The 16,668-nt window shown below is 69.6% G+C and carries 13 protein-coding genes; 8 read left to right on the forward strand and 5 right to left on the reverse strand.

Translation table 11 applies throughout. The features are described from left to right. The first annotated feature begins 17 nt into the window (after positions 1-17). The 5 genes from lptF to H8N03_RS11380 all read left to right on the forward strand — a co-directional run bounded on the left by lptF (position 18) and on the right by H8N03_RS11380 (position 4,839). Positions 18-1,118, forward strand: coding sequence for an LPS export ABC transporter permease LptF (gene lptF / locus H8N03_RS11360; RefSeq protein WP_187076294.1), 1,101 nt, complete (start codon positions 18-20; stop codon positions 1,116-1,118). After that, a complete protein-coding gene (gene lptG / locus H8N03_RS11365; protein WP_187076295.1) occupies positions 1,115-2,212 on the forward strand; it encodes an LPS export ABC transporter permease LptG in 1,098 nt (365 codons plus the stop codon). The genes lptF and lptG overlap by 4 nt, the downstream gene beginning before the upstream one ends. A 2-nt stretch (positions 2,213-2,214) precedes the next feature. Continuing rightward, complete coding sequence (locus H8N03_RS11370) at positions 2,215-2,574, forward strand: sirohydrochlorin chelatase (protein WP_187076296.1); 360 nt, start codon at positions 2,215-2,217, stop codon at positions 2,572-2,574. A gap of 43 nt (positions 2,575-2,617) precedes the next feature. Beyond that, a complete protein-coding gene (locus H8N03_RS11375; RefSeq protein ID WP_187076297.1) occupies positions 2,618-3,568 on the forward strand; it encodes a CysB family HTH-type transcriptional regulator in 951 nt (316 codons plus the stop codon). A 107-nt stretch (positions 3,569-3,675) separates the two neighbouring features. Further along, the gene (locus H8N03_RS11380; RefSeq protein ID WP_187076298.1) at positions 3,676-4,839 is read left to right on the forward strand and encodes a pyridoxal phosphate-dependent aminotransferase; all 1,164 of its coding nucleotides are present in this window, start codon (positions 3,676-3,678) and stop codon (positions 4,837-4,839) included. Between the two features lie 147 nt (positions 4,840-4,986). Here the strand turns inward: H8N03_RS11380 and H8N03_RS11385 are convergent, their stop codons facing one another. The 4 genes from H8N03_RS11385 to H8N03_RS11400 all read right to left on the reverse strand — a co-directional run bounded on the left by H8N03_RS11385 (position 4,987) and on the right by H8N03_RS11400 (position 12,242). Continuing rightward, on the reverse strand, positions 4,987-5,691 hold the full coding sequence (locus H8N03_RS11385; RefSeq protein ID WP_187076299.1) for a twin-arginine translocation signal domain-containing protein: 705 nt from the start codon (positions 5,689-5,691) through the stop codon (positions 4,987-4,989). An 85-nt stretch (positions 5,692-5,776) separates the two neighbouring features. Next, a complete protein-coding gene (gene hrpA / locus H8N03_RS11390; RefSeq protein ID WP_255428188.1) occupies positions 5,777-9,595 on the reverse strand; it encodes an ATP-dependent RNA helicase HrpA in 3,819 nt (1,272 codons plus the stop codon). Positions 9,596-9,718: 123 nt separating this feature from the next. Then, positions 9,719-10,966: a GGDEF domain-containing protein gene (locus H8N03_RS11395; RefSeq protein ID WP_187076301.1), complete on the reverse strand. Its 1,248-nt coding sequence runs from the start codon at positions 10,964-10,966 to the stop codon at positions 9,719-9,721. Between the two features lie 46 nt (positions 10,967-11,012). After that, on the reverse strand, positions 11,013-12,242 hold the full coding sequence (locus H8N03_RS11400; protein ID WP_187076302.1) for a GGDEF domain-containing protein: 1,230 nt from the start codon (positions 12,240-12,242) through the stop codon (positions 11,013-11,015). Positions 12,243-12,334: 92 nt separating this feature from the next. Between H8N03_RS11400 and argA the strand changes: the two genes are divergently transcribed. From argA to H8N03_RS11415, 3 genes are all read left to right on the forward strand, one after another. Beyond that, positions 12,335-13,684, forward strand: coding sequence for an amino-acid N-acetyltransferase (gene argA, locus H8N03_RS11405; RefSeq protein ID WP_187076303.1), 1,350 nt, complete (start codon positions 12,335-12,337; stop codon positions 13,682-13,684). Between the two features lie 125 nt (positions 13,685-13,809). Next, entirely contained in the window at positions 13,810-14,496 is a 687-nt protein-coding gene (locus H8N03_RS11410; RefSeq protein WP_187076304.1) for a dienelactone hydrolase family protein, read from the forward strand. A gap of 20 nt (positions 14,497-14,516) precedes the next feature. After that, positions 14,517-15,866, forward strand: coding sequence for an erythromycin esterase family protein (locus tag H8N03_RS11415; protein ID WP_187076305.1), 1,350 nt, complete (start codon positions 14,517-14,519; stop codon positions 15,864-15,866). Between the two features lie 253 nt (positions 15,867-16,119). Here the strand turns inward: H8N03_RS11415 and H8N03_RS11420 are convergent, their stop codons facing one another. After that, a complete protein-coding gene (locus tag H8N03_RS11420) occupies positions 16,120-16,662 on the reverse strand; it encodes a disulfide bond formation protein B (protein WP_187076306.1) in 543 nt (180 codons plus the stop codon). Positions 16,663-16,668 lie beyond the last annotated feature (6 nt).

Raw genomic sequence — 16,668 nt, forward strand, 5'->3', positions numbered from 1 at the left:
CGCCTGCCAAGCCGCAGATGTTATTCCATTCAACCGTACGCAAGGAGCTGGCCCGCAGTTTCGGGGCGTCCCTCGTGGTGCTCGTCACCATCGTGATGACGATGACCCTGATCCGCACGCTCAGCCTCGCCAGCCGCGGCAGCGTGAATCCCGAGGAAGTGATGATGGTGATGGGCTACACCGTCCTGGGCTACCTGCCGACCATCCTCACGCTGTCGCTCTTCGTCGCCATCGTCGGCACCCTCTCGCGCATGTATCGCGACAGCGAGATGGTCATCTGGTTCAGCGCCGGCCGCGGCCTGTCCGCGCTCGTGCGGCCGCTCTTCGGCTTCGCCTGGCCGGTGCTCCTGGTGATCGCGCTCATGGCCCTGGCCGTGTGGCCGTGGGCCAACCAGCAGGCGCAGGACCTCAAGGACCGCTACGGCCGCCGCGGCGACCTCGAGCGGGTCGCGCCCGGGCAGTTCCAGGAATCCGCGAGCGGCCGCCGCGTGTTCTTCCTGGACAAGGACACGCCGGACAACAAGTCGGGCAAGAACATCTTCATCTCCACGGTGGAGAAGGACAAGGAGACGGTCACGTCGGCGCGCAGCGGCCGCGTGGAGTTCATCGGCGACGACCAGTTCCTGCTGCTGTCGAACGGCCAGCGGCTGGAGAACTCCCTGCGCGGCGAAGGCCTGCGCATCAGCGAGTTCGAGCAGCACGGCACCCGCGTGCGCGAGAACTCCCTGCTGCCCGGCGACAACACCCCGGTGAAGACGCGCTCCAGCCTGTTCCTGGCGCGCAACCCCACGCCGGCCAACCTGGCGGAGCTCGCCTTCCGCGTCGGGCTCGCGCTCGCGGGCCTCAACTTCGTGCTGCTGGCGATCACCGTGTCCAGCGTCAACCCGCGCGTGGGCCGCAGCGGCAACCTGGTGTTCGCCCTGTTCGCCTTCATCGTGTACTACAACCTGCTGAACCTGGGCCAGAGCTGGATCTCCAGCCAGCGCATCCCCTTCGCCTCCTTCCTGCTCCTCGTGCACGGCGGCACCTTCGCGCTGGCGTCGCTGTGGCTCGCCAAGCAGCACAACAACTGGGCGGTCCGCCCGCTGCTGCGCCGCTTCCGGCGGGATCCGGCATGAGGACGATCCGCCGCCTCATCTACGTCGAAGTCCTCTACGCCGTCCTCTTCGTGAGCGTCGGCTTCCTGGGGCTGTTCTTCTTCTTCGACTTCGTCGAGGAGCTGGGCAACGTCGGCCGCGGCGTGCAGGCCTACCGGGTGACGCAGGCGCTCGTCTACGTGGCGCTGCGCATGCCCAGCCACCTCTACGAGCTGCTGCCCATCGCGGTGCTGATCGGCACCATCTTCGTGATGGCGCGCTTCGCGCAGAGCTCGGAATACACCATCCTGCGCACGAGCGGCCTCGGGCCGTGGCGGGCGCTGCGCACGCTGCTGGTGCTGGGTCTGGGCTTCACCATCCTGACCTTCGCCACGGGCGACTACCTCGCGCCGCTGTCCGACCGCACCGCGCAGCTGCTCAAGGCGCGCATGAGCGGCGGCCTCACGGTCGGCACGACCGGCGCCTGGCTGAAGGAGCGGCAGCGCTACCTCTCGTACAACGTGAACGTCTTCCAGCTCACGCCCGAGGGCCAGATGGACCGCGTGCGCATCTTCGAGGCCGACTCGCGCGGCTTCCTGGTGTCGCTCACGCAGGCGCCGCGCGCGACCTTCGCCGATGGCGCGTGGGTGCTGCAGGACGTGGAGCGCACCGAGTTCCAGAGCGAAGGCGGGACCACGAAGGTGGAACGCCTCAAGCTTCCCACGATGCGCTGGCCGACGGAGATCACCCAGGAGATGGTGTCGGTGGCCCTGCTCAAGCCGGACCGCATGAGCACCATCGCCCTCTTCCAGTACGTCCGGCACCTCGCGGCCAACTCGCAGACCTCGCAGCGCTACGAGATCGAGTTCTGGCGCAAGGTGTTCTACCCGCTGTCGTGCCTGGTGATGGTGGTGCTGGCCCTGCCCTTCGCCTACCTGCATTTCCGCTCGGGCGGGATCACGAGCTACGTGTTCGGCGGCGTGCTGATCGGCATCAGCTTCTTCCTCCTGAACAACGTCTTCGGCTACATCGGCAACCTGCAGAACTGGCAGCCCTGGGTGGCGGCCGGGGCACCCGGCTTCCTGTACACGCTGATGTCGCTCGGCGCCTTCGGCTGGCTCGTGCTGAGGCGGTAGGCATGGCACGCGCCGTCGTCCTCTTCGGCCACGGATCGCGCGATCCGCTCTGGCGCCTGCCCATGGAAACCGTGGCCACCCGGCTGCGGACCATGCGGCCGGACACGCTGGTGCGCTGCGCCTTCCTGGAACTGGATGCGCCCAGCCTGCCGGCGGCCGTGGCGGACCTGGTCACGGCAGGTGCCGTGCAGGTCACCGTGGTGCCGATGTTCCTGGGCACCGGCCGGCATGCGCGCGAAGACCTGCCGGCGCTCGTGGAGCAGCTGCGCGGCGCCCACCCGCAGGTGGAATTCGTGTTGCAGAAGCCCGTCGGCGAAGACGGGCGCGTGCTGGACCTGATCGCAAAGATTGCCCTGGAATAAAGAGCGAAGGCATAATGAATTTCTCCTTTAGAAGAAATTCAGCATGAACCTGCATCAGTTTCGCTTCGTCCAGGAAGCGGTGCGGCGCAATCTCAACCTGACGGAAGCAGCCAAGGCGCTGCACACCTCGCAGCCCGGCGTGTCCAAGGCGATCATCGAGCTGGAAGAGGAGCTCGGCGTGGAGATCTTCGCGCGCCACGGCAAGCGGCTGAAGCGGGTGACCGAACCCGGCCAGCACGTCCTCAAGAGCATCGAGCTGATCATGCGCGAGGTCGGCAACCTCAAGCGCATCGGAGAGCAGTTCAGCGCGCAGGACAGCGGGACGCTGTCCATCGCCACGACGCACACGCAAGCACGCTACGTGCTTCCCATTCCCGTGGCGAAGCTGCGCGAAGCCTATCCCAAGGTGTCCGTCAGCCTGCACCAGGGCTCGCCCGACCAGGTGGCCCGCATGATCCTGGACGAAGTGGCGGAAATCGGCATCGCGACCGAATCGCTGTCCGACTACCCGGACCTGGTGACGATGCCCTGCTACGAGTGGCAGCACGTGCTGGTGCTGCCGCAAGGCCATGCGCTCGCGAAGAAGGAGCGCGTCACGCTGGAAGACCTGGCGGCCGAGCCGCTGGTCACCTACCACCCGTCCTTCACCGGCCGCACGCGGATCGATACCGCGTTCGCGCAGAAGAAGCTGCAGCCGCGCATCGCGCTGGAGGCGATCGACTCCGACGTGATCAAGACCTACGTGCGCCTCGGCCTGGGCATCGGCATCGTCGCCGAGATGGCGGTGCGCGACGATCCCCTCAACGGCAACAGCGACCTCGCCGTGCGGCCCCTCGGCCACCTGTTCGGGCAGAACCTGGCGCGGGTGGCGTTCAAGCGCGGCGCCTACCTGCGAAACTTCGTCTACCGCTTCGCCGAACTGCTGTCCGACCGCCTCGACCGCAACCTCATCGCGAAAGCGATGAGCGGCCACGGCAACGACTACGAGTTATGACCCCCGATGCGGCCTGCGGCCGCCTCCCCCCGAGGGGGCGCCACCAGCGGCCCGGCAAAGCCGGTTCCGCGGTGGCCCTGGAACAGCGCTGACACAATAGGTTCCATATGAGCATTTCCGAACGCACCCCGCCCATCGAAACCAAGTTCCCGACGATGGGAACCACCATCTTCACGGTGATGTCCGCGCTGGCCGCCGAAAAGGGCGCCGTGAACCTGGGCCAGGGCTTCCCCGACTTCGAATGCGACCCCAGGCTGGTCGACGCGGTGACGGAGGCCATGCGCAAGGGGCTGAACCAGTACCCGCCCATGACGGGCATCGCGCCCCTGCGCGAAGCCATCGCGGCCAAGGTGGAAGCGATCTACGGCCGCAAGTACGACCCGGTCTCCGAGATCACGGTGACGGCCGGCGCGACGCAGGCGATCATCACCGCGGTGCTGGCGATCGTGAAGCCGGGCGACGAGGTCATCGTCCTGGAACCCTGCTACGACAGCTACGTGCCCAACATCGAGCTGGCCGGCGGCAAGGTGGTGCGCGTGCCGCTGGTGCCGGGCACCTTCCGGCCCGACTTCCCGAAGATCGCCGCGGCCCTGTCGCCGCGCACGCGCGCGATCATGATCAACTCGCCGCACAACCCGAGCGGCACCGTGTGGACGCGCGCCGAGATGCTGCAGCTGCAGGAGCTGCTGGCGCCGACCGACGTGTTCGTCATCAGCGACGAGGTCTACGAGCACATGGTGTTCGACGGGCAACTGCACCAGAGCGCCGCGCGCTTCCCGGGGCTGGCCGCACGTTCGCTGATCGTCTCCAGCTTCGGCAAGACCTACCACGTGACCGGCTGGAAGGTCGGCTACGTGGCCGCCCCCGCCGCGCTGAGCGCGGAATTCCGCAAGGTGCACCAGTTCAACGTCTTCACGGTGAACACGCCCATGCAGTACGGGCTGGCGAGCTACATGGCATCGCCGGAGCCCTACCTGCAGCTGCCCGCGTTCTACCAGCGCAAGCGCGACCTGTTCCGCGAAGGGCTGGCGCGCACGCGCTTCCGGCTGCTGCCCAGCGAAGGCACCTACTTCCAGTGCGTGGACATCTCGCAGGTGAGCGACCTGAAGGAAGCCGAGTTCTGCAAGTGGCTCACGAGCGAGATCGGCGTGGCGGCGATCCCGCTGTCGGCGTTCTACGGCGGTGGTTTCGACCAGCGCGTGGTGCGCTTCTGCTACGCGAAGAAGGACGAGACGCTGCGCTCGGCGCTGGACCGGCTGGCGAAGCTCTGACGCGCACGCGGGGTGCGTTGCGCTGGGGTTCGCTGGCGCGAAACCCAGCCTACGAAGGGCACCCGGATTGCGCGAAGCGCCCGTAGGGTGGGTTACGCGACGCGCACGTAGGCTGGGTTGCGCGAAGCGCACCCCAGCATCCCGCCATCAACACTGGATCGGATTCTTGCAATACCGCTCCAGCTCCCGCACCACCGTCCGCTCGCCCACCGCATTCCGCGCCTTCGGCCCGACGTCCAGGCTCAGCTTCATCTCGTACTTGCGGAAGAACTCGTCGAACAGCTCCGCGCCCAGCGTGGCGTAGGCCGTGAGCGTGTCCGCCTGCGCATCGTGCTGCAGCAGCACGGCGCACAGGGGCTGCTTCGCGGGCCCGGACAGCACCTCGGCGCCCCGCGCGGGGTCGTACTGGCTGTGCTCGGCGCAACAGTGGATCAAGCCGTCCTGCACCCCCCGCTGCGCCCGCGTCTTGCGGAAGCTGATGAAGCTCACGTCGCGCGTGGGGTAGACCAATTGGTGCGCGCAGATGGCGGAGAAGGCGACGATGCTGCGTTTCGGGCCCACCCCGCCCGGCCAGCTGTAGGAGTTGCGGTCCTGGGTGCTGAGCGTGTTCGGCCCCACGGCCTTTCCGAGGTCCAGCAGGAACACCGGCGTCGCCTCGAAGGGATACAGGAAGACGTAGTTGGTCTGCGGCTTGAGCGCGGACGCCTTGAGGGGATCGCCGCGCTCGTCGACGAGCAGGGTCCGCGCGTAGGCCTTCGGCTTCGCGTCCGCCGCCCAGGCGGGAAAGCTGGCCGCCGCGGACATGCAGGCGGCGCCGGCGGTGCAGGATTCCAGGAAACCGCGTCGGTCCATGGCAGGACTCCCTTCTTCGTTCCGCCCAAGGTAGCCGCTGGGCAGGCGGCTGGCTATCCGGGGTTTGTACCGTGAACGCAGGTTCTCAGCTTTGCAGTTGAGACCACACCTTATCCAGCCTTTTCACGCTCACCGGCTGCGGCGTCCGCAGCTCCTGGGCGAAGAAGCTCACCCGCAGCTCCTCCAGCAGCCAGCGGAAATCCTCCATGCGCTCGTCGACGTGGCCCTTGCGCTCGGCGACCAGCCGCCAGTAGCGCTGCTCCTGCGCCTTGAGCTCGGCCAGCCGCTGCGTATCGCGCGCGGGGTCGGCCCGCAGCTTGTCCAGGCGCAGCACGATCGCCTTCAGGTAGCGAGGCAGGTGCTGCAGGCGCGCCCAGGGCGTCGCGGCCAGGAAGCGCTTCGGCACGAGCCGTTGCAGCTGTTGCAGGGCGTCGGCGGTCGCCTCCGGCTGGATCTTGGTGTCCTTGATCTTGCGCGCGGCGGCGGCGTGGTCGACGAGGATGGTCGACGCGAGCCGCGCCACCTCGTTGGCGATCAGCGTCAGGCGCCCGCGCCCTTCCTCCAGCCGCTTCTGGAAGGCGGCCGCGTCGGCGGGCAACGGGTCGAGCAGGAACGCGCGGTCGAGGGCCACCTCCAGGATCTGCTCGCGCAGCTCCTCCTGCGTGCCCAGCGGCATGAACGCCACGGCCATCTTCTGGAGGTCCGGGATGTTCTTCTCCAGGTACTTCAGGGCGTCGCGCAGCTGCAGCGCGAACAGGCGCCGCAGGCCGCCGCGATGCTTTGCCGCGGCCACCTCGGGCTCGTCGAACACCTCGATGGTGACCGCATCGCCCTTGTCGATCAGCGCCGGGAAGCCGACGAGGCTGGTGCCGCCCTTGCGGATCTCCATGAGCTCGGGGAGTTCTCCGAAGGTCCAGGCGGTGTATTTCTGTTCGGCAGTTGCTCCTCCCCCCTTCGGGGGGAGGCTGGAAGGGGGGCTCGCGGCCTGTGCGCGGGCCGGAGCGCCCCCACCCTGCCCTCCCGCGGAGTTGGAGGGAACCACAGCCGTCTTGAGGCCCGCCAGGGCCTGGAATGCGCCACGCGCCTTGGCCCCCAGTTCCGCCTTCAGCGCCCCCAGGTTGCGCCCCATCCCCAGCTGGCGCCCGTGCTCGTCCACCACGCGGACGTTCATGAACAGGTGTGCCGGCACCATGTCCAGCTTGAAGTCGGTGCGCTTCACGTCGAGGCTGGTTTCTTCGCGCACCAGCTTCAGCAAGGCGTCCGTGAGGCTGCCCGCGGCGTAGCGTTCCGGCACCGACAGGTGCTCCGCGATGCGCGTAGCCGACTCCGGCAGCGGCACGAAGCGCGAACGCGGACGCTGCGGCAGGCTTTTCAGCAAGGCCTGCACCTTGTCCTTGAGCATCCCCGGGACCAGCCATTCCGCGCGCTCCTCGCTCACCTGGTTCAGGACGAACAAGGGCACCGCCACGGTCAGGCCGTCGCGCGGGTCGCCGGGCTCGTGCAGGTACGTCGCGCTGCAGTCCACGCCCCCGAGCTTCACGGTCTTCGGGAAGGCGCTGCTGGTGATGCCCGCTGCCTCGTGCCGCATCAGCTCGTCGCGCGTGAGCTTCAGCAGGTCCGGGTTCGCGCGGCTGGCCTCGCGGTACCAGCGCTCGAAGGTGGAGCCGCTGTACACGTCGCGCGGCACCTGCTGATCGTAGAAGGCGTAGATCAGCTCCTCGTCGACCAGCACGTCCTGGCGGCGCGACTTGTGCTCCAGCTCCTGCACCTGCCGCACCAGCTTCTGGTTCGCCGCCAGGAAAGGCAGGCGCGTCTCCCATTCGCCGGCGACCAGGCCTTCGCGCAGGAAGATCTCGCGGGCACCCTGCAGGTCGGCGCGCGCGAACGGCACGCGGCGGCCGCTGTAGATCACCAGCCCGTACAGCGTCGCGCGCTCCAGCGCGACGACTTCGGCCGCCTTCTTCTCCCAGTGCGGGTCCAGCAGCTGCTTCTTCAGCAGGTGCCCGGCAACCTCTTCGACCCACTGCGGTTCGATGTTCGCGATGCCGCGGCCGAAGAGGCGCGTGGTCTCCACCAGTTCCGCGCAGACCACCCAGCGGCCCGGCCGCTTCTTCAGGTGCGCGCCCGGATGGCGGTAGAACTTGATGCCGCGCGCCCCGAGATAGGCGTCGGGAGCCTGCCCCGGGCTTGACCCGGGGTCCTCCAGCTTGAAGCCGATGTTCCCGAGCAGGCCCGAGAGCATCGTCTTGTGCAGCTGCTCGTAGCTGGCGGGCTGCTCGTTCAGGCGCCACTTGTGTTCGGTGACGACCGTCAGCAGCTGCGAATGCACGTCGCGCCACTCCCGCACCCGGCGCACGTTGATGAAGTTCTGGCGCAGCAGCTGTTCGTACTGGCGGTTCGACAGTCGATGGTCCGTGCCATGGCCGCCGCGCGACTCCTCCAGCCATTGCCACAGCCGCAGGTAGCCGGAGAACTCGCTCTTCTCGTCGTCGAACTTGGCATGCTGCTGGTCGGCCTGCGCCTGCAGTTCCATCGGCCGGTCGCGCACGTCCTGCAGCGACAGCGCGGAGGCGATGACCAGCACCTCGTGCAGCGCACCGCGCTGGCGCGCTTCCAGGATCATGCGGCCGACCCGCGGGTCCAGCGGCAGCCGCGCCAGCTCCGCGCCCATGGGCGTGAGCTCGTTGGCGTCGTCGACGGCGCCGAGTTCGTTGAGCAGCTGGTAGCCGTCGGCGATCGCCCGCCGCGACGGCGGGTCGATGAAGGGGAAGTCCTCCACCGTGCCCAGGTGCAGCGACTTCATGCGCAGGATCACGCCCGCGAGCGAGGACCGCAGGATCTCGGGATCGGTGAAGCGCGGGCGGCCGGCGAAGTCCTGCTCGTCGTACAGCCGGATGCAGATGCCGTTGGCCACCCGGCCGCAGCGGCCCGCGCGCTGGTTGGCGGCGGCCTGGCTGACCGGCTCCACCAGCAGCTGTTCCACCTTGCTGCGGAAGCTGTAGCGCTTGACGCGTGCCGTGCCGGTGTCGATCACGTAGCGGATGCCGGGCACGGTGAGCGAGGTCTCCGCCACGTTGGTGGCCAGCACGATGCGGCGGCCCGTGTGGCCGTCGAACACGCGGTCCTGCTCCGCTTGCGACAGGCGCGCGAACAGGGGCAGCACCTCCGCGTTGCGCGTGAGCGCGTCGTGCGCCAGGTGCTTGCGCAGGTGGTCCGCCGCCTCGCGGATCTCGCGCTCGCCGGGCAGGAACACGAGGATGTCGCCCGGCGCGTTGCCGCGCCAGAGCTCGTCCACCGCGTCGGCGATCGCGTCGTTCAGGTCGAACTCGCGCGATTCCTCGAAGGGATGCCAGCGCTGCTCCACCGGGTACATCCGACCGGAGACGTAGATGACGGGCGCCGGCCCCTTCGCCGAAGCGAAGTGCTGCGCGAAGCGCTCGGCGTCGATGGTGGCCGAGGTCACCACGATCTTGAGGTCCGGCCGCCGCGGCAGCAGCTGCCGCAGGTACCCCAGCAGGAAATCGATGTTGAGGCTGCGCTCGTGCGCCTCGTCGATGATGATGGTGTCGTACGCGTTCAGCAGCGGGTCGGACTGCGTCTCGGCCAGCAGGATGCCGTCGGTCATCAGCTTGACGGAGGCGTCGCGCTGCAGCCGGTCCTGGAAGCGGACCTTGTAGCCGACCACCTCGCCGAGCGGCGTCTCCAGCTCCTGCGCGATCCGCTTGGCCACGCTGGAAGCGGCGATGCGGCGCGGCTGCGTGTGCCCGATCAGGCGGCCCTTGCCGTCCGGCGCGTTCCGCTTGCCGCGGCCCATGGCCAGGGCGATCTTGGGCAGCTGCGTGGTCTTGCCCGAGCCGGTTTCGCCGCAGACGATCACCACCTGGTGCGCGGCCATCGCGGCCATGATCTCCTCGCGCCGGGCGGAGACCGGAAGGTTCTCGGGGAAGGTGATGTTCAGCGGGGAAGGCAAGACGGCACGGGGAAAAAGCCCGTGATTATCCGATGTCGCCGGCGACCGTGCCGGCGCTCAGGCGGCCGCGGCCGCGGCGGCGCGGGCCACCCAGGCGGGCGCGCGGGTGTCGAGCTCGGCGATCTGCCCTGCTTCGGGGTCGAAGAAGGCCATGCGGCTGCCGTAGCTCCAGGCCGTGCGCGCCATGGCGCGTGCCGTCGATACGGCCTGCGACGGGCGGACCTGCGTGCTGGTGGACAGCACGCCGATGCCGACGTCGGCGCCCCAGCTGGTCCCCGCCTGCTCGAGGGCTGCGGGATCGCGCGCCGTGCTGAGCGACAGCGGCCGCGCCAGCCGGTCGCGGATCTGCACCGCCAGCACCGCCAGCCGCTCCAGGTCGGTCCCGTTCGGCACGAGCAGCAGGAAGCCGTCCTCGCCCAGGCGGCCCATCTCCACGTTCTGGGGCACCACGCGCCGCAGGCGCCCGGCGCACACGAACAGTGCGTGGTTGAAGGCGGCGCGCCCGTGCAGGTTCTCCAGCGCGTACAGGTTCGCCACGACCACGGCCAACACGCCGATCGGCCGCGCCTCGGCATTGCGCTGGAAGAACACGTCGCCCACCATCTGCCCCGTCTCGCTGTGCGAGCGCATGCGGGTGACGGGGTCGTAGCTGGGCCCGTGCGCCAGCACCTCGGACAGTTCCAGCAGGTAGGAGTAGCGCGCCCACAGCACGGCGGCGATGACGCACAGGTAGGCGACGCCGGCCGTGGCGCTGAGCGCGTGCACGGGCCAGGCGCGGGTGCGGCTCAAGGCGATCCAGCTCAGGCCCGCGATGGCCACGAGCATGAACACGAGGCCGGCGACCGCCGTCCAGCCCGCGCGGTCGCCGCGCAGCGCGCCCCGCGTGGCGGCGACCAGCATCCCGGCCCCGACCGCGAAGGCCGCCACCGAACTGAGCGCAAGCGCCTGTTCGGCCGCGAGCAGCCACCCGGCCACCAGCACCAGCGCGCCCCCGCCCACCAGCATCGCCACCCCTGCGCGACCGAGGGCCGCGTGGCGCAACATGCCCATGGTGGACATCAGCATCAGGGCCAGCGTCACCGCCGTGAGCACGGCGACGTGCGCCAGCACCCTCGCCTCCGCCGGCCCGTCCAGCGGCAGCCAGCCAAGGTAGGCCACGACGAAGCCGGCGGAGAACACGGACGTGAGCGCCGCCATGAGCGCCACCCGCCGCTGCGACCGGAGGAAGGCCGCCAGCGAGATCACCAGCATCAGCGTCGCCGTGCAGAAGAAGGCGCCCCAGAACGCGGCGGCGACGTTGTCCATGCGATGAAGATATCAAAGGGCGCCGGTAGGCGCCACACGGGTGTTGTCAGGCGATCGAAAGCGGCGAAGGCTGCGTGGGCAGCAGTTCCGCGATCTGGCCTGCCTGCGGATCGAAGAAGGCGATGCGGCTGCCGTAGGTCCAGGCAGTGCGTGCCATGGCGCGCACCGTGGCCACGGCTTGCGCGGGACGCACCTGCGTGCTGGTGGAAAGCACGCCGATGCCCACGTCGGCCGCCCAGCCCGTGCCGCGTCCGTCGATACGCCCCGGTTCGCGGCTGATGCTCAGGGACACGGGGCGCGAGAGGCGGTCGCGCAGCTGGCGGGCGAGCTGGTCGAGGGCGCGCAGGTCGTCCATGCTGCGCGTGAGCAGCAGGAAGCCGTCCTCGCCCAGCCGGCCCATTTCCACCGTTTCCGGCACGCAGCGGCGCAGGCGGCCGGCGCAGATGAACAGCGCGTGGTTGAAGGCGGCGCGCCCGTGCAGGTTCTCCAGCGCGTACAGGTTCGCGATGCACACCGCCAGCACGCCGACGGGCCGGGCCTCGGCTTCGCGGTGGAAGAACACGTCGCCCACCAGCTGGCCGGTCTCGCTGTGCGAACGCATGCGCGTGACGGGGTCGTAGCTGGGCCCGTGCGCCATCACCTCGGAGAGTTCCAGCAGGTAGGAATAGCGGATCCAGAGCGCCGCGGCCATCACGGACAGGTAGGCCATGCCCGCGATCGCGCTGACCGCATGCACGGGCCAGGCCACGTCGCGGTCGATGGCGATCCAGCTCAGGCCCGCGAGCGAGATCAGCATCACGGAGATCCCGCCCACCGTCGCCCAAGCCAGGCGGTCGCCGCGGCGGGCGCTGCGCATGGCCACGCCCAGCATCGCGCACCCGAGCGCGAAGGACACCACCGAGCTCAGGATCAGCGCGTGCTGCGCCGGCAGCGTCCACCCCACCGCCAGCACCGCCGCATCCAGCGCCGCCAGCGCCAGGACCGCGCGTCGGGCGATCCCCGGCTGCCGCAGCAGCCCCAGCAGCGCCAGCAGCATCAGTGCCAGGACGGTGCCGACCCCCATCGCCAGGTGCGCCAGCACGCGTGCCTCGGCGGCGCCTTGCAGCGGCAGCCAACCGAGGTAGGCCGCCACGAAGAGCGCGGAGACGAGCGCGGACAACCCCGCCGTGAGCGCGACGCGGCGCTGCAGGCGCAGGAAGGCGGCCAGGGAGATGCCGAGCATGAGGGTCGCCGTGCCGAAGAAGGCCCCCCAGAACCCGGCGGCGAGCGGATCCATGGCGCGCACGATAGCGCAAACGGCGCGGTCCGCCCAAGGGGTTCCCTTACACTGTCGCGCCGAGTCCTCACCGAGTTGCGCAGCGCCGCCGAATGTCCGCCATCTTCAACTTCACCTTCGTCCCGTGGTTCCGCTCGGTGGCGCCCTACATCCACATGCACCGCGGCAAGACCTTCGTGCTCGGGATGGCGGGCGAGGCGGTGGCGGCGGGCAAGCTGCAGCACATCGCGCAGGACATCGCACTGATCCAGAGCATGGGCGTCAAGGTGGTGCTGGTGCACGGCTTCCGCCCGCAGGTGAACGAGCAGCTCAAGGCCAAGGGCCACGCGGCGCGCTACTCGCACGGGATGCGCATCACCGACGAAGTGGCGCTGGACTGCGCGCAGGAAGCCGCGGGCCAGCTGCGCTACGAGATCGAGGCGGCCTTCAGCCAGGGCCTGCCCAACACGCCCATGGCCGGCTCCACGGTGCGCGTGATCTCCGGCAACTTCATCACGGCCCGCCCCGTGGGCATCCTGGACGGCGTCGACTTCCAGCATTCGGGCATGGTCCGCAAGGTGGACGTCGCCGGCATCAAGCGCACGATCGACCTGGGCGCCCTGGTGCTGCTCTCCCCCTTCGGCTTCTCGCCGACCGGCGAGGCCTTCAACCTCACCATGGAGGAGGTCGCCACCAGCGTGGCGATCGCGCTGCAGGCGGACAAGCTGGTGTTCCTCACCGAGATCCCCGGCGTGCGCACCCGTCCCCTGGAAGCCGAAGGCGAGGACAACCCCATCGACACCGAGCTGCCGCTCGCGGCCGCCGAGCAGCTGCTGGCCAGCCTGCCGCCGGCGAGCAACCCCAGCGACACGGGCTTCTACCTGCAGCATTGCGTCAAGGCCTGCAAGGCCGGCGTCGAGCGCAGCCACATCATCCCCTTCGCGGTGGACGGCTCGCTGCTGCTGGAGGTCTACGTGCACGACGGCATCGGCACGATGGTCGTCGACGAGAAGCTGGAGGAGCTGCGCGAGGCGACCGCCGACGACGTGGGCGGCATCCTGCAGCTGATCGAACCCTTCGAGAAGGACGGCACGCTGGTCAAGCGCGACCGCACCGAGATCGAGCGCGACATCGCGAACTACACGATCATCGACCACGACGGGGTGATCTTCGCGTGCGCGGCGCTCTACCCCTACCCCGAGGCCCGCACCGGCGAGATGGCGGCGCTGACCGTGTCCCCGCAAAGCCAGGGCCAGGGCGACGGCGAGAAGATCCTGCGGCGCGTGGAGCAGCGCGCCCGCGCCATGGGCCTCGAGAGCATCTTCGTGCTCACCACGCGCACCATGCACTGGTTCCTCAAGCGCGGCTTCGTGCAGGTCGACCCCGACTGGCTCCCGGAGGCGCGCAAGCGCAAGTACAACTGGGACCGCAAGAGCATGGTCTTCGTGAAGAAGCTGACCTAGTGACACGGGGCCGCGAGGCGCCTATGGTTGCCTGATCCGCGGCCGGCCCGCGCGTCCTACAGCACCGGCGCCCTGCGCCGACATCCGGGACCCGCCGGCTGCTCTACCTTCACCAGGAGGCAGCCATGACCAGCCCGTCCCCCGCCATCCCCTTGCAGGAAGTCCGCATCCCGGCCGGCACCGCGTCCCTTTCCGGGGACCTGGCCGTGCCGCCCCAGGCCCGCGGCATCGTGCTGTTCGCGCATGGCAGCGGCAGCGGGCGGCACAGCGCGCGCAACCGGCAGGTGGCCCGCCGGCTGCAGCAGGAGGGCTTCGCCACCCTGCTCTTCGACCTCCTGACGGCCCAGGAGGAGCAGGTCGACCTGCGCACGCGGGAACACCGCTTCGACATCGCCCTGCTCACGCGCCGCATGGAAGATGCGGCCGCGTGGCTGCACGCGCAACCGACGTTGCGCGAGCTGCCGCTCGGCTTCTTCGGCGCGAGCACCGGCAGCGCCGCGGCGCTGATCGCGGCCGCGCAGCTCGGGCGCGACGTGGCGGCCGTCGTGTCGCGCGGCGGCCGGCCGGACCTCGCCGGCCCCGCGGCCCTGGCCGCGGTCTCCGCCCCGACGCTCCTCATCGTCGGCGGGGCCGACGACGGGGTGATCGCACTCAACGAACAGGCGCTCGCACGCATGCGCTGCGTGCGCGAACTGGCGATCGTGCCCGGTGCCACCCACCTCTTCGAGGAGCCCGGCACGCTGGAACGCGTCTCGGATCTCGCCGCCGGCTGGTTCGCCCGCCACCTCGTCGCCGCCGCGCACCCCGCCTGAAGACCGCCACCGGAGATTCCATGGCCCACCCGTCCTCCACCCGCCAGGACCGCCTCCTGGAACAGCTGCGCCCTCACCTGCGCGCCCTGCCCGAGTCGGTCGCCGACGACGAGCTCCTGGTCGAACGGCTCGCGGGCGCGAAGCTCGCGCTGCTGGGCGAGGCAAGCCACGGCACGCACGAGTTCTATGCCGAGCGCGCGTGGCTTACGCAGCGCCTCATCCGCGACCACGGGTTCAATGCCGTCGTGGTCGAGGCCGACTGGCCGGACGCCTGGCGCGTCAACCGCTACGTGCGCTGGCGCTCCGACGACCGCGGCGCGGAGCAGGCGCTCTCCGGCTTCGAACGCTTCCCCACCTGGATGTGGCGCAACACCGTGGTGCGCGACTTCGTGGAGTGGCTGCGCGAGCACAACCACGCCCTGCCGCCGTCGCAGCAGTGCGGCTTCTACGGCATGGACCTGTACAGCCTGTACAGCTCCATCCGCGCCGTGCTGGACTACCTGGACCGCGCGGATCCGGAAGCCGCGCAGCGCGCGCGCAGCCGCTATGCCTGCTTCGACCACTACGGCGAGGACAGCCAGGCCTACGGCTATGCCGCGAGCTTCGGCATGAAATCGAGCTGCGAGGACGAAGTGATCCAGCAGCTGCGCGAGATGAACCGCCGCAGCGCGGAGATGTTCGCCGCATCGGGCGAGGACCGGGCCGACCTGTTCTTCGCGCAGCAGAACGCGCGCCTGGTGCGCAATGCCGAGGAGTACTACCGGACCATGTTCCACGGGCGGGTCTCGTCCTGGAACCTGCGGGACAGCCACATGGTGGAGACGCTGCAGGCGCTGGAGAAGCACCTGGAGAACCTGCACGGGCACGTGCGCATGGCCGTGTGGGCGCACAACTCGCACCTGGGCGATGCCAGCGCGACGGAGATGGGCGACATCGGCGAATGGAACGTCGGCCAGCTCGCGCGCGACCGCTGGGGCGACGACGCGATGCTGGTGGGCTTCAGCACCCATTCGGGGACCGTGACCGCGGCCTCGGAATGGGACGCGGCCGCGGAACGCAAGCGCGTGCGGCCGGGCCTTCCGGGCAGCTACGAGGACCTGTTCCACCAGGTCGGGGAGGCGCGCTTCTGGCTGCCGCTGAAAGGCAACGCGGCGCTGCGCGACCTGCTGCAGGAGAAGATGCTGCAGCGCGCGATCGGCGTGATCTACCAGCCGCGCACCGAGCGCCAGAGCCACTACTTCCACACGCGGCTGCCGGCGCAGTTCGACGCGATGATCCACATCGACCACACGCGGGCACTGGAGCCGCTGGTGCGCGAACCGCTCTGGCACGCCGGCGAAGCGGCGGAGACGTATCCGTCGGGACTCTGATCCGTACCCTGGGAGAGTTGCTTCGTTTCCGCCCCCTCCTGGCGCTGCGCCGCGTCGGATCGCGAACTGCCGCCCTTCGATGGGCAGCAGGAGGAGCGGACCGCAGTCGCCCGCGCAACGCAGGTCCAGGGCGGGGCAGCCCGTCCCGGTGAAGTCAAGGAGGAGGAGCGGCCCTCAGCCGGAGGCGAGGGCCGCGCGGGGGACATTCACCGGGACGGGCTGCCCCGCCCTGGACCGGCCCGGAGGCAACGCCCTATGCCGCCATCGGCGCGCTGACGCCCTGGGGCGGACGGCGGCGCAGCTGGCGCGCGAACAGCACGGCGCCCACGATCGCGAAGAAGACGAACCACAGGAAGGACCAGTTGGCGATGGAGCCGCCGAGGAAGGTCCAGTCGATCTTGGTGCAGTCGCCGCTGCCGCGGAAGATCATGGGGATCGCGCGCTTGAGCGGGAAGGTCTCGATCATCCCGTAGAAGTCGCGGCCGCAGGAGGCGATCTCGGGCGGATACCACTGCAGCCAGCTCTGGCGCGCGGCGACAAACGCACCGAAACCGGCGACGAGCGTCATGAGGCCGGAGCCCACGAGCCACGCACCGCGGCCCTTGAACGCCGCGGCCACGCCCGCGACGATCGCCACCAGCACCAGCGCGTAGCGCTGCACGATGCACATGGGGCAAGGCTCCAGCCCCACCACGTGCTGCAGGTACAGCCCGAAGGCGAGCATCGCCACGCAGGCCAGGGCCACCAGGGCCAGGATGCGCCGGGGCGCGGCATCGAACCAGTCCAGAATCCTCATCCTTCT

Source organism: Ramlibacter cellulosilyticus (assembly GCF_014297465.1).
GTDB classification, from domain to species: domain Bacteria; phylum Pseudomonadota; class Gammaproteobacteria; order Burkholderiales; family Burkholderiaceae_C; genus Ramlibacter; species Ramlibacter cellulosilyticus.

Excerpts from the sequence above, each read along its gene's own strand:
- lptF (WP_187076294.1), top strand. The coding sequence starts at position 18 with ATGTTATTCCATTCAACCGTACGCAAGGAGCTGGCCCGCAGTTTCGGG.
- lptG (WP_187076295.1), top strand. The coding sequence starts at position 1,115 with ATGAGGACGATCCGCCGCCTCATCTACGTCGAAGTCCTCTACGCCGTC.
- H8N03_RS11370 (WP_187076296.1), top strand. The coding sequence starts at position 2,215 with ATGGCACGCGCCGTCGTCCTCTTCGGCCACGGATCGCGCGATCCGCTC.
- H8N03_RS11375 (WP_187076297.1), top strand. The coding sequence starts at position 2,618 with ATGAACCTGCATCAGTTTCGCTTCGTCCAGGAAGCGGTGCGGCGCAAT.
- H8N03_RS11380 (WP_187076298.1), top strand. The coding sequence starts at position 3,676 with ATGAGCATTTCCGAACGCACCCCGCCCATCGAAACCAAGTTCCCGACG.
- H8N03_RS11385 (WP_187076299.1), bottom strand. The coding sequence starts at position 5,691 with ATGGACCGACGCGGTTTCCTGGAATCCTGCACCGCCGGCGCCGCCTGC.
- hrpA (WP_255428188.1), bottom strand. The coding sequence starts at position 9,595 with ATGGCCGCGATGGCCGCGCACCAGGTGGTGATCGTCTGCGGCGAAACC.
- H8N03_RS11395 (WP_187076301.1), bottom strand. The coding sequence starts at position 10,966 with ATGGACAACGTCGCCGCCGCGTTCTGGGGCGCCTTCTTCTGCACGGCG.
- H8N03_RS11400 (WP_187076302.1), bottom strand. The coding sequence starts at position 12,242 with ATGGATCCGCTCGCCGCCGGGTTCTGGGGGGCCTTCTTCGGCACGGCG.
- argA (WP_187076303.1), top strand. The coding sequence starts at position 12,335 with ATGTCCGCCATCTTCAACTTCACCTTCGTCCCGTGGTTCCGCTCGGTG.
- H8N03_RS11410 (WP_187076304.1), top strand. The coding sequence starts at position 13,810 with ATGACCAGCCCGTCCCCCGCCATCCCCTTGCAGGAAGTCCGCATCCCG.
- H8N03_RS11415 (WP_187076305.1), top strand. The coding sequence starts at position 14,517 with ATGGCCCACCCGTCCTCCACCCGCCAGGACCGCCTCCTGGAACAGCTG.
- H8N03_RS11420 (WP_187076306.1), bottom strand. The coding sequence starts at position 16,662 with ATGAGGATTCTGGACTGGTTCGATGCCGCGCCCCGGCGCATCCTGGCC.